The organism is Sphingopyxis sp. PAMC25046, from assembly GCF_004795895.1.
Classification (GTDB): domain Bacteria; phylum Pseudomonadota; class Alphaproteobacteria; order Sphingomonadales; family Sphingomonadaceae; genus Sphingopyxis.
Genome location: NZ_CP039250.1, coordinates 1,088,273 through 1,101,811, shown reverse-complemented (window position 1 = coordinate 1,101,811; position 13,539 = coordinate 1,088,273). Strand labels below are relative to the sequence as shown.

Genomic DNA, 13,539 nt, shown 5'->3' with positions numbered 1-13,539 from the left:
ACTCATAAATGACGTCACGACCTAGTCGGCATAATAGTGGCGGTACGCCTTGAGGAAGGTGCCGCCATCCTCATAGCCGGCGCGTTCCTGCTCGCGCACATCGACCAGCGTCAGCACCGCGCCCAGCATTTCGGCATGGACGTCGTAGAGCCGGCGCAGTGCCACCGACGCCGCCTTCGACGGCGTCTTGCGCCAGCGTACGAGGAAGACGACGCCATCCGCCATGCTGGCGATCACGCGCGCCTCGTCGACCGGCAGGACCGGCGGCGTGTCGAGAATCACGAGGTCGTAGCGGTCGCGCACCTGTTCGATCAGCTCGGCGAGCCGCGGGCTCTCGGTCAGGCCGATACCCTTCGAATCGAGCCGCTGCGGCAGCAAGCAGGCGTCGGACAGGCTGTCCTTGACAATCGCCTGATCGAGGGTCGCCTCGCCTGCCAGCACTTCGTCGAGGCCGAGCGTTACGCCCTCGGCGAACTGCCGGCTCGATGCACGCCGGCGCGCATCGGCGTCGATCAGCAGCACCTTGCCGCCCGTCGCCGCCATCGCGCGGGCAAGACCCATCGCGGTCGTCGTCTTGCCCTCGCCCGGCACCGCCGAGGTAATCGCGACGACACGGACCGGCTTCGCCGCCTCGGCGAACTGGATCGAGGTGCGCAAGGCCCGGAACGCCTCCGCATAGGTCGATTGCGGCCGCTTGATCAGCAGCTCCGCGGGCGGCGCCGGCAGCCCCGACTTGCGATAGCCAGGCAAGGTGCGCGCGTCGGGGATCGAGGCGAGCGTCGCCAACCCCAAGGCTTCCTCGATCGCGTCGCTCGTCTCGAGCCCGCGCTCGAGCAATTGCAGCAGCACCACGAGCAGAACCCCGATACCGAGCCCGCCGACCACCGCCATTGCGGCATAGATCAGCATGTTAGGCGAACTGGGCGCACCGGGAACGCGCGCACGGCTGACGATATAGGAATCGCTGCGCTCGAGCCCCGATTGCGCGACCGTCTGGCGATAGCGGTCGAGGAAGGCCTGATAGAGAGTCCGCGACGATTCGGCGTTGCGCTCCAGCTCGGCCAGCCGCACCGATGCTTCATTGTCGCTCGCGAGCTTGCCTTGAGTCTGCGCGACCGAGCCCGCGAGCGAAGCCGCGCGTTGATTGGCGATGCTCGCCTGGATCGACGCGTTGGCGACGATGCGCTTTACCTCGGCGGCGATATGCTGGTCGGCGGTGCGGAGCTGGTTCTGCGCCTGAACCAGCGCAGGATGACGCGGACCATAGCGTTTTTCGAGCGCCGCCACCTCGCGCGCGGCCTCGGCGCGCTGGGCCCGGAGCTGGCTGACCACCGGAGAATCGAGCGAGTCGCCGAGTTCCTCACCGCTCCGTCCACCGCGCACCTGTGCGCGTGCTGCCGAAAGTCGCGCCTGCGCCGCGGCATTTTCCGCCTTGGCCTGCGCGAGTTGCGTCGAAAGACCCGACAATTCCTGCTGCGTCACCGTGCTGGCTTCGGAAACGGCGAAAAGATTGTTCGCGGCGCGATAGTCGGCGACCGCTCGCTCGGCGCCGAGCACCTGCGTGCGCAGCTCCTCAAGCCGCTTCTCGAGAAAGCCTTGCGCGCGCTGCGTCGCCTCGGCCTTCGAACCCGCCTGTCCCGAAACATAGTCGTCGACCAGCGCATTGGCGATCTGGGCCGCCTGCGCCGGCGTATTCCCTTCGTAAGACACGCTGATCGCATAGGAGAGCCCGTCGCGCTTCACCGTCAGGCCGCCCAGCAGCGCGCCGATCGCGCGCTGCCGCCCGATCAGGTCGGGCTGCGCTGCGGGACCGCCCTGCCCCGCGGCCTCGTTGAACGCGGGATCGCGCGCGAGCCGCAGCCGGTCGACCACCCGCCCGATCAGCTCGGGCGAGCGCAGCGCCTGCACTTCGGTGTCGACCGCCGCCGAATCGGGATCGGCGGTCGGGGTCACCGCATCGACGTCGATCACCCGCTCCGCCGTGCGTTCGAGCGCGACCTGCGCGGTGGCGAGATAGCGCGGCTCGGCGACGAGATAGGCGGCGGTCGCGACGATGATCGCCGCGACCATCGCCGCACACAGCACCATCCATCGCCGGCGCAAAATCCCGCCGATATGGCGCAGGTCGATCAGCGCGCCGCGATCGACCTGCGGATCCGCTTCCTGACGAAGCGACGTACGCCGTGAAAGTGCATCCATGTCACGCGGCAGCCAGGAAAGCGCGGACCGCGGGCGCGATATCGGGACGGCCGAGCGCGAGCGCGAGCGTCGCAGTCACGAAACCGCTCTTGTCGCCGCAGTCATAGCGCGTCCCCGCAAAGGTGACGCCGTGGAAGGGTTGCTGGCCGATCATTCGCGCCAGCGCGTCGGTGAGCTGAATCTCGCCGCCCGCGCCTTCCTCCTGACTGCCGAGCACGTCCATCACCTCGGGCTGGAGGATATAGCGGCCGATGATCGCGAGCCGCGACAGTGCGACATCGGGCGCCGGCTTTTCGACCAGCCCCTTCACTTCGGTGATCGGCCCCGCCTGCGCTCCGGGGGTGACGATGCCATATTTATGCGTCTGGTCTGCCGCCACTTCCTCGGTGCAGATCAGATTGCCACCAAGGTCGTTATAGGCTTCGACCATCTGCTTGAGACAGCCGGGCTCGCCGACCATCAAATCGTCGGGCAGCAACACGGCGAAGGGCTCGTCACCGACAAGGCGACGCGCGCACCAGACGGCGTGGCCGAGCCCGAGCGGCTCTTGCTGCCGCACGATGGTGATATCGCCCGGCGAGGGGCGGGTGCCGTCGAGCGCGGAAAGCGATTTGCCGCGCCGCGCCATCGCTTCCTCAAGCTCGAAGGCGTGATCGAAATGATCCTCGATCAGGCTCTTGCCGCGGCTGGTGACGAAGATGAATTGTTCGATCCCCGCCTCGCGCGCCTCGTCGACGGCATATTGAATGAGCGGCCGGTCGACGACCGGCAGCATTTCCTTTGGCATGGATTTGGTCGCCGGAAGAAACCGGGTTCCAAGGCCGCCAATGGGGAACACGGCCTTGCGTATCTTTCGCATTTTTCCACCCTTTTCTGGTCACTGGGTTCCCCCCCAAAAACCAGTATTCGGCTCGCCAGACACGATCGCCACGTGCTGACGGGCGCGGTTTGCGCCCTTACGCTGCATTGCAGCAAGAGCCCGGCGTCGAAGCGTGTCCAAAGTGCGTCGGGGCTATTTCAAAGCTTCGGCGGTTCGCCCTTGAAGGACACCCCGCCCGGCACCGAACCCCCGCCTCGCGAGCGGACCAGCTGCGTTCCGCGCGGCACCTGGATATCATGCGAGCCGATGATAATCCTGGCGGGTCCGTTATGAACGTCGAAGATCGGCCAGCCACGATCGCTCTTCACCGACAGATGCTCGATATAGATGACCAGGGGCTCGTTCCCGCCTTTAGCCGCCATGATCGAAAAATGGTTCGTGTCGCCGATTCCGCCAATCTTGATCGGATCGACGCTGACGAGCCGCGTCGCGCGAATGCTCGACCACAACCGGAAGTTGCGCGCGTTGCGGCCGCTGATGCAATCGTCGAGCAAAGTCTCGGTCGACTTCAGGTCGAAACCGCCATCGCTATTGTCCCAAGCGGCGCAGTTGCGGAATAGAAAACGTGCATTGCCGCGCTCGGTCGAGAAGCCGTCGCCGTTCCAATATTGCGAGTCGCCGCGTTTCCACTGAAATCCGCGCATCGAACAGCGCTCGATCCGGAAATCATGCGCAGCGTCGGCGAATCCGATGCCGACCGGAAGGTCGGTAGAACCGGTGGTGAGCCTGCCGCTCGCGCTCACATCCTCGATCACGCCGTCGCGGCTGTCATAGCGGATCCGCGCGAAGCTGCGTTCGAGATCGCTCGCTCTTGCCCCGCGCACGTGCAGCCCGATGCAGCCTGCGGCCGCCAAGCCGGGCGCAGCGGTATTTTCAATGACGCGATAACCGCTCGCCACCCTGACGTCCGAAATCCGCACGTCGCGGACCGGCTCGCGAATCACGAACAGGCCGTTGCCGACCTCGCGGGCGCGCACGGCGCGATAGGCGGCGCCCGAGCGCACGACATAGACCGGCTCGCCGTCCGCTGCGATCTGAACCGCGCTCGCGGCGCGACGGGAGGACGTGTCTGCCATGAGGCCGCGTTAGGGTGTCGGCGCGCGTCAGAGCGAGCGCGATGCGGCGCGGCGTGGTGTGCCCGGGATCAGTGCAGCGCGGGTGCCGGCCCGGAAAGGTCGTCGCCGCCCTTGATCGCGAACCGGGTCGCGAGACCGAAGAAAGGTGGGCGGCAGACGCGCCGGGTTCGGCTGAACCGGCGAAAGCCCGCTTCCCCCGAGCCGATGTTGAGTGTCATGTCCGCGCCCGCCGTAACCGGAGACAGCGCCCGCCCGTCGATCGCTATCGCCGACGACAGGGTGCGCCCCAGCACATGCCGGCGCTCGATACCGTCGCGCCCGAAATAATATATGGCATGCGGCGGCGTGCGGCGGTGGATCGTGGCGATCGCGTCCTCGATCCGGGCATAATTGCACAACGGCAGGATCGGACCCTCGACATCCTCCTGCATCACCAGCATGTCCTCGCTGGCATGGCGGACGATGTGGAGCGGAATTTCCGTCCCCCGCGGGCGCGCGGTCATCACCTCGCCTCCGCGCGCGCGCGCGTCGTCCAACAGCCGCATCCATCGCGCCTGTTCGGCAGCGGTCGGCGCCGCTTCGTTCGCGGCCGGCTGCATCGCCGCGCGCCACAGCCAGGCGGCGATCGCCTCTTCCTGCTCGTCGGGCACGAGCAGATAGTCGGGCGCCAGCGGCAGCCGTCCGCCCCGGACGCGCTTGTCCGCGATCACCTTGTCCGCAGCCCGCGCAAAATCGGCGGAGCGCCCGAAGATGACCGGCGACTTGCCCGAGCGCGCGATCGTCACGCCATCGCCCTGTTCTTCGCTGGTTACGAGCAGATCGAATGCGCGCCCCGCAAAGGCCGCGTCCGAAGCGACGGCCAATTCGAGCGGATCGAAAAAACCGGGCGCCAGCCGGTCGATCAGCTCGCCCAGCCGCGGCGAGGCGGTATCGAATTTCAGCATTATCCGATTGCCCGCGGCAAATGCCCCGGCGAGGACAGTCGCCACTTGGAGCAATGCCAGCGAGGCAGGCGCCGATATTCCGATCACGCCGACCGGCAGATATTCGACATAGTCACCGCCGCCCCAAAGCCGCGCAAGCAACCGGCCCTCGGTTTCGGGGCGCATCCATTGCCCGACGCTGTTTCGCGCCGCGCGCAACACCGCCAGTGCCGGGACCACTTCGGAGCGCCTCGCCGACTCGACATCCTGATTCGTCTGATCAGCAGCGAGCGCTGCGCACAGCGCATCGGCATTTTCTTCGATCATCAGCATCGCTCGCCCCAGCCGGTCGCGGCGAACCCCCAGCGACACCGGCAGGTCGGCGAAAAATGCCGCGCGTTGCGCTTCCAGCATCCTGCCCTTCCCACAGTTTATCGCATCCAGCTTGTAGTCCCGCGCCGACGCGTGGCAAGTTCAAGTCGAAACGTTTCGTCGCATCGCATCCAAAACGCTCGATCTTCGTTTGCGCAAAGTCGCGAGTTATCTCCTTAAATTTCTCTCGCTTTTTTAATTCTGCCCCATTTTGAATCGGAATTGCGGGCGCATTCGCTTCGCCTCCGAATTGCCTCTTTTCAAAGCTGCCAAGTTGACGGGCGAGGGCTATCCGGGATGATTGTTCGCAAGCGCAGCATAATCGCCTTCATATAAATAGGGAGCAACGCGTAATGCGTATCGTAATGATCGGGTCCGGCTATGTCGGGCTCGTTTCGGGCGCGTGTTTTGCCGATTTCGGCCATCATGTGACCTGCGTCGACAAGGACGCGAACAAGATCGCCCGGCTTCGCGCCGGCGGCATTCCCATCTATGAGCCCGGGCTCGACAATCTGGTCGCGCGCAATGTCGCCGCGGGCAATCTGGACTTCACAACCGAGCTTTCCGAAGCCGTTGGCGCCGCGGACGTTGTGTTCATCGCGGTCGGCACGCCGAGCCGGCGCGGCGACGGCCACGCCGATCTCTCCTATGTCCATGGCGCGGCGCGCGAGATCGCGGGCGCCTTGAGCGGCTTTACCGTGATCGTCACCAAATCGACCGTTCCCGTCGGCACCGGCGACGAGGTCGAGCGGATCATCCGCGAATGCAATCCCGCGGCCGAGTTCGCCGTCGCCTCCAACCCCGAATTCCTGCGCGAAGGCGCGGCGATCGAGGATTTCAAGCGCCCCGACCGCGTCGTCATCGGCATCGAGGACGAACGCGCCCGCGCGCCGATGGAAGAGGTCTATCGCCCGCTGTCGCTGAACAAGGCGCCGATCGTCTTCACCCGGCGGCGCACGAGCGAACTGATCAAATATGCGGCGAACGCCTTCCTCGCGATGAAGATCACCTATATCAACGAGATGGCGGACCTGTGCGAACAGGTCGGCGCCGATGTGCAGGAGGTCGCGCGCGGCATCGGGCTCGACAACCGGATCGGCGGCAAATTCCTGAACGCGGGACCGGGCTACGGCGGCTCCTGCTTTCCCAAGGACACGCTCGCGCTGATGAAGACGGCGCAGGACCATGACGCCCCGCTGCGGCTGATCGAGGCGACCGTTGCCGTCAACGAGCAGCGCAAGCGCGCGATGGGCCGCAAGATCCTTGCGGCGATCGACGGGCCGGTCCGCGGCCGTACGGTCGCTGTGCTCGGCCTGACCTTTAAACCCAATACCGACGACATGCGCGACGCACCCTCGATCGCGATCATCCAGGCGCTGCAGGACGCCGGCGCCAAGGTGCGCGCCTATGATCCCGAGGGCATGGACGCGGCCAGAGCGGTGCTCAGCGACGTGGATTATGCGTCCTCCGCTTACGCCGCAGCAGCCGGCGCGGCGGCGACGGTGATCGTCACCGAATGGGACGCGTTCCGAGCGCTCGACCTGGCGCGCCTCAAGACCGCGATGGCCGATGCGCTGCTCGTCGACCTGCGCAACATTTATCGGCCCGCTCAGGCCGAAGAGGCGGGTCTGCGCTATGTTGGTATCGGCCGCCCGAACAAGCTCGACGACGATGAAGAACTCTCGGGCGAGAGGCGCGCGGCGTGAAGGACGACGGCCCCGTCCTCGTCACCGGCGCCGCCGGTTTTATCGGCCATGCCGTGTCCGAGCGGCTGCTCGAGCGCGGCGAGCGGGTGATCGGCCTGGACAGCTTCACCGACTATTATGACGTCGCGCTGAAGAAAGCGCGCACGGCGCGCCTGGCCGGCAATTTCAATTTCCGGCTTATCGATGGCGACATCGCCAGCCCCGGGCTGGTCAGCGAGCTGGTCGAGGCGAACGGCATTCGCCGCATCGTCCACCTCGCCGCGCAGGCTGGCGTGCGCTACAGCCTCGAAAACCCCTTCGCCTATGAGCACAGCAACCTCAAAGGGCATCTCGCGGTGCTCGAAGCGGCGCGCCACGCCGGCACTATCGAGCATCTCGTCTATGCCTCGTCGAGCTCGGTCTATGGCGACCGTCCGATCGGCGGCGCAGGGTTCCGCGAGGACGAACCCTGCACCGCGCCCGTCTCGCTTTATGCTGCGACCAAGCGCAGCTGCGAATTGATGAGCCAGAGTTATGCCACGCTCTACAAACTACCGCTCAGCGGGCTGCGCTTCTTCACCGTCTATGGCCCGTGGGGCCGGCCCGATATGGCCTATTACGGCTTTGCGCAGAAGATATTGCTCGGCCAACCGATCGAGGTATTCGGCGAGGGCCAGATGGCGCGCGATTTCACCTATATCGACGACATCGTCGATGGCGTCATCGGCGTGCTCGACAGGCCGCCGGCGAGCGGCCAGCACCGGCTCCTCAACATCGGCGACTGCAATCCGGTCGGACTGATGGACATGATCGCGATGCTCGAGCGCGCGCTCGGCCGGCCGGCGGTCAAGCTGATGCGGCCGATGCAACCGGGCGACGTGACCGCGACCTATGCCGATATCTCGGCGATCAACGCGCTCACCGGATATAGCCCCAAGGTACCGCTTTCCCGCGGGATCGAGCGGTTCGTCGACTGGTATCTCAGCGAAATAGAAAATGGTGGAAGAGGGCCGATGGCAGCGGTGGCCTGAGCCGGGAAATCCGGCCGGGCGCTTTTGGAGTTTTATGATGCTGCAACGGACGAATATGTCTTCCGGCAAACGCGCGGGGTCTCCCGTCATCTGCGTGACGGGCCTACGCGGCTTTCCGCATGTCATGGGCGGGATCGAAAGTCACTGCGAAGAACTGCTGCCGCGGATAAAGGCGCTGTGGCCCGACCACCGCTCGGTCGTGCTCGGCCGCGCGCCCTATCTGCCCGAGCCCGTGAGCGAGCATCGCGGGGTCGAGATCGTCGGCATCCCCTGCCCGCGCTCGCAGCATTTCGAAGCGATCGTGTCGACCTTCCTCGCCGTCCTGTCGGCACGCAAGCGTGGCGCCGGGCTGGTCCATATCCATGCGATAGGCCCCGGATTGCTGGCGCCGGTCGCGCGGCTGCTCGGCCTGAAGGTCGTCGTGACGCACCACGGCACCGATTATCACCGCGCCAAATGGGGCCCGCTCGCGCGCGGCGCGCTGCGCGCCGGCGAGTGGCTGGCGCTCAAATTCGCCGATCGGGTCATCGCCGTTTCCCCCTCGCTCGCCGCGCAATTGCAGCAGAGTTTCCCGCAGCGCGCGCAGGCGGTCTCTTATATCCCCAACGGCACCTCCGACCTGCCCGGCGATGCCGATCCCGCGCTCATATTCGAGCGGCTGGGGATCGACGACGGCAACTTCCTCCTCGCCGTCGCACGACTTGTTCCCGAAAAGGGTCTGCACGACCTGATCGACGCCTATGAGCGGTCGGACTGCACCGCCAAGCTGGTCATCGCCGGCTCGGCCGATCATGAAAGCGAATATGCCCGCGAGCTTCTCGAACGCGCGAGCGACCGCGTGATCTTCGCGGGCGTCCAGTCGCGCGCGACGCTCAAATGCCTATACGAACATTGCGCGCTGTTCGTGATGCCATCCTATCACGAGGGTCTGCCGATCGCGGCACTAGAGGCGGCAAGCTGCGGCGCGCGGATGTTGCTGAGCGACATTCCCGCCAACCTCGACATCGGGCTCGACCCAAGGAACTATTTTCCGGTCGGCGACGTCGGCGAACTCACCGCCCGGCTGAACGTCGATTGCGCCGACTTCCAGGTCGATCGCGACGCTGTCCGCGCCCGTTTCAGCTGGGACAGGGCGGCGGCAGAGACGCTCGAAGTCTATCGCGCCGCGCTTGCGCCGCGCCGGCCGGTCCCGCGGCCCTCCACCACACCGGGGCCGGCGAGAGGTTAGGGCCCTAGGCGCGAAACTGGGCGATCACTTCGGCGCGGTCAGCCGCGTCGATCGCGCCGTCGATTTCGATCTTGCCGCCAGTCCGCCGCGCCCGGGCAATCAGTGGCCGCCACGCGTTCGCGCGCCATTGCCAGCTGCGGATGCGCCAGCGCCCCGGCCCCTCGGAATCAATCGCCAGCGTCGGGCGGCCGGCTCTGCCCGCTCCGGTGTTATCGTCGTCGCGACGGGTGCAGGCGCTTGTGGCGGCGGCACCGGCAATCGACGTCAGCAAGGCTCGGCGGTCCATCGGACAATCTCCATTGATATCGGAATAGCATGGCGGATCGGCCATCACGGCGCGGCAATCCTTTCGGGAACCGTCTGATGCGCGCGCGGCGTACCGCGTCCGACGGCTCGTTTGATGACCGCTTTCCCGATCCGCTGCCCCGGCAGCTCGACCAGCTTGTAAGTCACAAAGGCAAGCGCATAGGTCGCGGGCACAACGATCGCACCGGTCAGCATGAAACGCTCGACTGCGCCGAGTCCGGTGCCGAACCGCCCGATCACCGCCGCCGCGACGGGCTGCAGGATCAGGAGGTGGATTAGATAGGTACCGTAGGAAAGCTCGCCCAGCCAATAGAAGGGCCGGCTGCCGAACAGCCGCGAAATCCAGTCAATGATGCCGAGCGAACGCAGATGCACGAGCGCGAAGAAGCCAAAGACGAGCAGCTCGCGGACCGCGATGTGGAGCAGATCCTGATCGCCGCCGATCGGGATCGCGGCGAGCAGCATTGCCGCGCCGAGGCGAATCCACAGCCGCGCAGGGCTTTCGCCCGCACCGGCGGCGAGCAGCATGCCGGCGAGGAAAAGCTGGAGCTTCAATGGCAGGAAGGATGGCATCGGATAGTCGAGGCCCGCCGCGCCGGCGATCAGCGCGATGGTCACTCCGCCACCGGCCGCGACGAGCGCCGACGCTATCCAGCCAAACCGCCGTCCGAGCAGTATGAGGAAAGGAAAGAGCAGATAGAATTGCATCTCGAGCCCGAGGCTCCAGTCGGGCAGCGGGGTGCGAAAGGCATAGTCGGGAAGCAATCCGAACAGGAAGCTCAGATGCAGCGCGATGTTCATGAGACTGCCGTCGAGATAGCGTTCGGGCAGCTGCAGCGACTGGCCGAGGAAGCTGTCGATCGCGACGCGGCCCTCATAGATCGCGGGCCCGGCGATCAGCGCGGCGGCAAGCGTCACATAGAATAGCGGCGCCAGCCGGAAGAAGCGCCGCGTCCAAAAGGCGGCCCAAGTGCCGGGCGCGGTCCAGTCCTCGCTGCCCGCGCGCAGCCGGTACTGGAACATCATCAGAAAGCCGGAGAGCAAGATGAACAGATCGACGCCAAGATCGGGCTTGCTCATCAGCGGCAGCCGGAAACCGGTGAGGATCATCATGTGTCCGAACAACACCCAGAGCGCCGCGACGCCGCGCAAGCCGTCCAGACACTCGACGCGCCGAATGTCCATTACATATCTCCGCAAACGTTCATCGGTATCACCGGCAATAGACCTATCCCGGCGCGAAACCCGCTCGAATCGGCCAAATGCCCCCCGCAGGCGATGAAGCGGGCGCGCCTGTGTGCACTGCAACAAATCGGCGTGGTAAGGGTTCTTCCGAGGCGCATTCCGCGCCAACTCCAACGAGGAATCATGCTGCACCGAAAGCGGATCTTGTTCGCGATCAACTCGCTCGCGGGGGGCGGCGCCGAACGCGTGCTCGCGACCTTGCTCGGCGGGTCGGAGCCTTGGCGCGCGCGCTACGACATCCATCTCGCCCTGCTCGATGACGAGCCGCGCGCCTATGAGGTTCCCGAATGGGTTGCAGTTCACCAGCTCGACGCGCAGCACAAATTGCTGCCGAGCCTGACGCAGTTGCGTGCGCTGACGCGACGGCTCGCGCCCGACGCGACGCTCAGCTTCCTCACCCGCGCCAATATCGCCAACGCTTGGGCGATGGCGGGGCGCCGCCGACCCTGGCTGATCAGCGAGCGGATCAACACCAGCGCGCATCTGGGCAGCGCCTTCGCCGCCAAGGCGATGGTCCGCTTGGTCTATCCGCGCGCCGCGCATGTCATCGCGGTGTCCGAAGGCGTGGTCGACGATCTCGCCGCCAATTTCGGCGTCGCGCGGGGCCGCATGTCGGCGATCGCCAATCCGGTCGACCATCGGCGCATCGCCGAACTGGCGGCCGAACCGCCCGCCTTCGTGCCTGCCGATCCTTATATCGTCTCGGCCGGGCGGCTCATGCCGAACAAGAATTTTCCGCTGCTGCTGCGCGCCTATGCGCGGGCCGCGCCGGCGGAGCGTCTCGTCATCCTCGGCGAAGGGCCCGAGCGCGGCGCGCTCGAAGCGCTCGCCGCCTCGCTTGGCATTGCCGACCGGGTCGACATGCCCGGCTTCGTCGCCAACCCCTTCGCGGTGGTCGCGCGCGCGCAGGTCTATGCGATGCCTTCGAACGCCGAAGGTTTCCCGAACGGACTGGTCGAGGCAATGGCGTGCGGTGTGCCCGTCGTCGCGACCAATTGCGCCTCCGGCCCATCCGAGATTTTGGCCGACCGGCCGCGCGATACGATTACTGGCGGGATCGATGTCGACGCCGGCGCGTTGGTGCCGACCGATGATGTGCCCGCCTTCGCCGCCGCCTTGCACCGCGTTCTCGCCGAGCCGCAGCGCAGCGAATGCGGCAAGCGCGCGCGCGCGCGCTCGCTTGCCTATGGCGTCGGGCAGGCCGCGGCGAATTATTGGGCGCGGATCGAGGCGACGCTCGCCCGACCCCGCGCAGGGGCCGAGTTCAAAGACATTGCAGCATCAAGTCCGGGAGTGATTTCATGAAATGGCTTAAGCAGATCGCCTTGGCGAGCACGCTCGCGATGCTCGGTGCGTGCGCCGGGCAGGCGCCGCTCGCAGGCAGTGGCGCGGCGGCGCCGCCGGCCGAGGCGTTCAGTCTCTCGCCCGGCGACAAGGTCAAGATCGCGACCTATGGCGAAGAGACGCTGACCGGCGACTTCGAAGTCTCGCCCGCCGGCACGATCGCCTTTCCGCTGATCGGCGAGATCAAGGCCGCCGGGCTCCAGACCGACCAGCTATCGAAGGCGATCGAAGCGAAGCTCGGCGACGGCTATCTGCTCGAGCCGAAAGTCTCGGTCCAGGTCGCGAGTTTCCGGCCCGTCTATGTGCTCGGTGAAGTCAACAAGCCAGGCGAATATCCCTATACGCAGGGCCTCACCATCCGCGGCGCGGTCGCCAAGGCCGACGGTTTCACCTATCGCGCCAACGAGAAGCGCGTCTTCCTGAAGCGCGCGGGCGAAGCCGGCGAGCGCGAATATGAGATGACCGCCGATTTCCCCGTGCTTCCGGGCGACACGATCCGTTTCGGCGAGCGTTATTTCTGATGGACATGGCCGGCGCATCGCTCGCCCCCGCTCCGGCGCTCGAGGAGCCCGTTTCCGAAGATACCGGCAAGCCGCACCTGCGCGGCTGCCCGGTGAGCTTCGCGAAGCTCAAGGCGCTGCTCGCCGCCGACCTCTATCGCTATGCCGGCCGCACCGACTTCGGCGCCTTCGCGCGGCATTATGCCTTTACCCCGGGGTATAAATACACGGTGCTGATGCGCACGACAGGCTGGCTCAAGCTCAAGCCCGCCAAGGCTTTTGGTCTCTATCCGCTCGCCAAGTGGCTGCTGCTGCGCGCGCGTTACAAATATGGCTTTGCGATCCCCGAATATATGGAGATCGGGCCCGGCCTGTTCCTCAACCGCTTCGGCGGCTTCTATTTCCACGGCGACGCGGTGCTCGGCAGTAATGTCAACATCACCCACGGCGTCGTGCTCGGTTATATGAACCGCGGCGGTCGGCGCGGCGCGCCGGTGATCGGCGATCGCAGCTTTCTGGGGTCAGGCGCCAAGATCATCGGCGGCATCGCCGTAGGCGCGGAGGCGGCGATCGGCGCCAATGCGGTAGTGACAAAGGACGTGCCCGAGCGCGGCGTGGTCGGCGGCATCCCGGCAAAGCTGCTCTCCGATCAAGGATCGGACGGCTATATCAACCGTCTCGCCCCGCCCGAACTGCTCGCCGCCTGCGAGGGGGCGCTATATGGATCACGGGCCCGGGCTGGCTGATCGC

General features: G+C 66.1%; 12 protein-coding genes. 6 read left to right on the top strand and 6 right to left on the bottom strand.

The genetic code is table 11. The features are described 5' to 3' along the window. Positions 1-21: 21 nt before the first annotated feature. From E5675_RS05075 to E5675_RS05060, 4 genes are all read right to left on the bottom strand, one after another. A complete protein-coding gene (locus E5675_RS05075; protein WP_136173624.1) occupies positions 22-2,199 on the bottom strand; it encodes a polysaccharide biosynthesis tyrosine autokinase in 2,178 nt (725 codons plus the stop codon). 1 nt (position 2,200) lies between these two features. Next, on the bottom strand, positions 2,201-3,058 hold the full coding sequence (locus tag E5675_RS05070; RefSeq protein ID WP_136173623.1) for a UTP--glucose-1-phosphate uridylyltransferase: 858 nt from the start codon (positions 3,056-3,058) through the stop codon (positions 2,201-2,203). A 158-nt stretch (positions 3,059-3,216) separates the two neighbouring features. Further along, on the bottom strand, positions 3,217-4,155 hold the full coding sequence (locus tag E5675_RS05065) for a hypothetical protein (RefSeq protein ID WP_136173622.1): 939 nt from the start codon (positions 4,153-4,155) through the stop codon (positions 3,217-3,219). A 68-nt stretch (positions 4,156-4,223) separates the two neighbouring features. After that, positions 4,224-5,492, bottom strand: a complete 1,269-nt coding sequence (locus tag E5675_RS05060) for an aldehyde dehydrogenase family protein (protein WP_136173621.1) — start codon at positions 5,490-5,492, stop codon at positions 4,224-4,226. A 311-nt stretch (positions 5,493-5,803) separates the two neighbouring features. Here E5675_RS05060 and E5675_RS05055 point away from each other — a divergent pair, with 311 nt between their 5' ends. The 3 genes from E5675_RS05055 to E5675_RS05045 are packed head-to-tail and all read left to right on the top strand — an operon-like array spanning position 5,804 to position 9,394. Further along, entirely contained in the window at positions 5,804-7,156 is a 1,353-nt protein-coding gene (locus tag E5675_RS05055) for a UDP-glucose/GDP-mannose dehydrogenase family protein (RefSeq protein ID WP_136173620.1), read from the top strand. Then, complete coding sequence (locus E5675_RS05050; RefSeq protein WP_136173619.1) at positions 7,153-8,166, top strand: NAD-dependent epimerase/dehydratase family protein; 1,014 nt, start codon at positions 7,153-7,155, stop codon at positions 8,164-8,166. The genes E5675_RS05055 and E5675_RS05050 overlap by 4 nt, the downstream gene beginning before the upstream one ends. Positions 8,167-8,221: 55 nt before the next feature. Further along, positions 8,222-9,394 carry a glycosyltransferase family 4 protein gene (locus E5675_RS05045; RefSeq protein WP_168707794.1) on the top strand — a complete coding sequence of 391 codons (1,173 nt, stop codon included), beginning with the start codon at positions 8,222-8,224 and terminating at the stop codon, positions 9,392-9,394. A 4-nt stretch (positions 9,395-9,398) separates the two neighbouring features. On the opposite strand, the gene E5675_RS05040 is transcribed toward E5675_RS05045, so the two are convergent. After that, positions 9,399-9,728: a hypothetical protein gene (locus E5675_RS05040; protein ID WP_136173617.1), complete on the bottom strand. Its 330-nt coding sequence runs from the start codon at positions 9,726-9,728 to the stop codon at positions 9,399-9,401. After that, positions 9,725-10,885 carry an acyltransferase gene (locus E5675_RS05035; protein WP_136173616.1) on the bottom strand — a complete coding sequence of 387 codons (1,161 nt, stop codon included), beginning with the start codon at positions 10,883-10,885 and terminating at the stop codon, positions 9,725-9,727. The genes E5675_RS05040 and E5675_RS05035 overlap by 4 nt, the downstream gene beginning before the upstream one ends. A 183-nt stretch (positions 10,886-11,068) precedes the next feature. Between E5675_RS05035 and E5675_RS05030 the strand changes: the two genes are divergently transcribed. Genes E5675_RS05030 through E5675_RS05020 form a run of 3 tightly spaced genes read left to right on the top strand, consistent with a single transcriptional unit; the run spans position 11,069 to position 13,535 of the window. Beyond that, a complete protein-coding gene (locus E5675_RS05030; protein WP_168707793.1) occupies positions 11,069-12,250 on the top strand; it encodes a glycosyltransferase in 1,182 nt (393 codons plus the stop codon). After that, entirely contained in the window at positions 12,247-12,810 is a 564-nt protein-coding gene (locus E5675_RS05025) for a polysaccharide biosynthesis/export family protein (protein WP_136173614.1), read from the top strand. The genes E5675_RS05030 and E5675_RS05025 overlap by 4 nt, the downstream gene beginning before the upstream one ends. Continuing rightward, positions 12,810-13,535 carry a serine acetyltransferase gene (locus E5675_RS05020; protein ID WP_247594790.1) on the top strand — a complete coding sequence of 242 codons (726 nt, stop codon included), beginning with the start codon at positions 12,810-12,812 and terminating at the stop codon, positions 13,533-13,535. Before E5675_RS05025 ends, E5675_RS05020 begins: the two co-directional genes overlap by 1 nt. The last annotated feature ends 4 nt before the right edge of the window (positions 13,536-13,539 follow it).

Bases quoted from the DNA above. Each gene is read 5' to 3' on its own strand.
- E5675_RS05065 (WP_136173622.1), bottom strand. From the start codon at position 4,155: ATGGCAGACACGTCCTCCCGTCGCGCCGCGAGCGCGGTTCAGATCGCA.
- E5675_RS05055 (WP_136173620.1), top strand. From the start codon at position 5,804: ATGCGTATCGTAATGATCGGGTCCGGCTATGTCGGGCTCGTTTCGGGC.
- E5675_RS05045 (WP_168707794.1), top strand. From the start codon at position 8,222: ATGTCTTCCGGCAAACGCGCGGGGTCTCCCGTCATCTGCGTGACGGGC.
- E5675_RS05025 (WP_136173614.1), top strand. From the start codon at position 12,247: ATGAAATGGCTTAAGCAGATCGCCTTGGCGAGCACGCTCGCGATGCTC.
- E5675_RS05035 (WP_136173616.1), bottom strand. From the start codon at position 10,885: ATGGACATTCGGCGCGTCGAGTGTCTGGACGGCTTGCGCGGCGTCGCG.
- E5675_RS05060 (WP_136173621.1), bottom strand. From the start codon at position 5,492: ATGCTGGAAGCGCAACGCGCGGCATTTTTCGCCGACCTGCCGGTGTCG.
- E5675_RS05020 (WP_247594790.1), top strand. From the start codon at position 12,810: ATGGACATGGCCGGCGCATCGCTCGCCCCCGCTCCGGCGCTCGAGGAG.
- E5675_RS05075 (WP_136173624.1), bottom strand. From the start codon at position 2,199: ATGGATGCACTTTCACGGCGTACGTCGCTTCGTCAGGAAGCGGATCCG.
- E5675_RS05030 (WP_168707793.1), top strand. From the start codon at position 11,069: ATGCTGCACCGAAAGCGGATCTTGTTCGCGATCAACTCGCTCGCGGGG.
- E5675_RS05070 (WP_136173623.1), bottom strand. From the start codon at position 3,058: ATGCGAAAGATACGCAAGGCCGTGTTCCCCATTGGCGGCCTTGGAACC.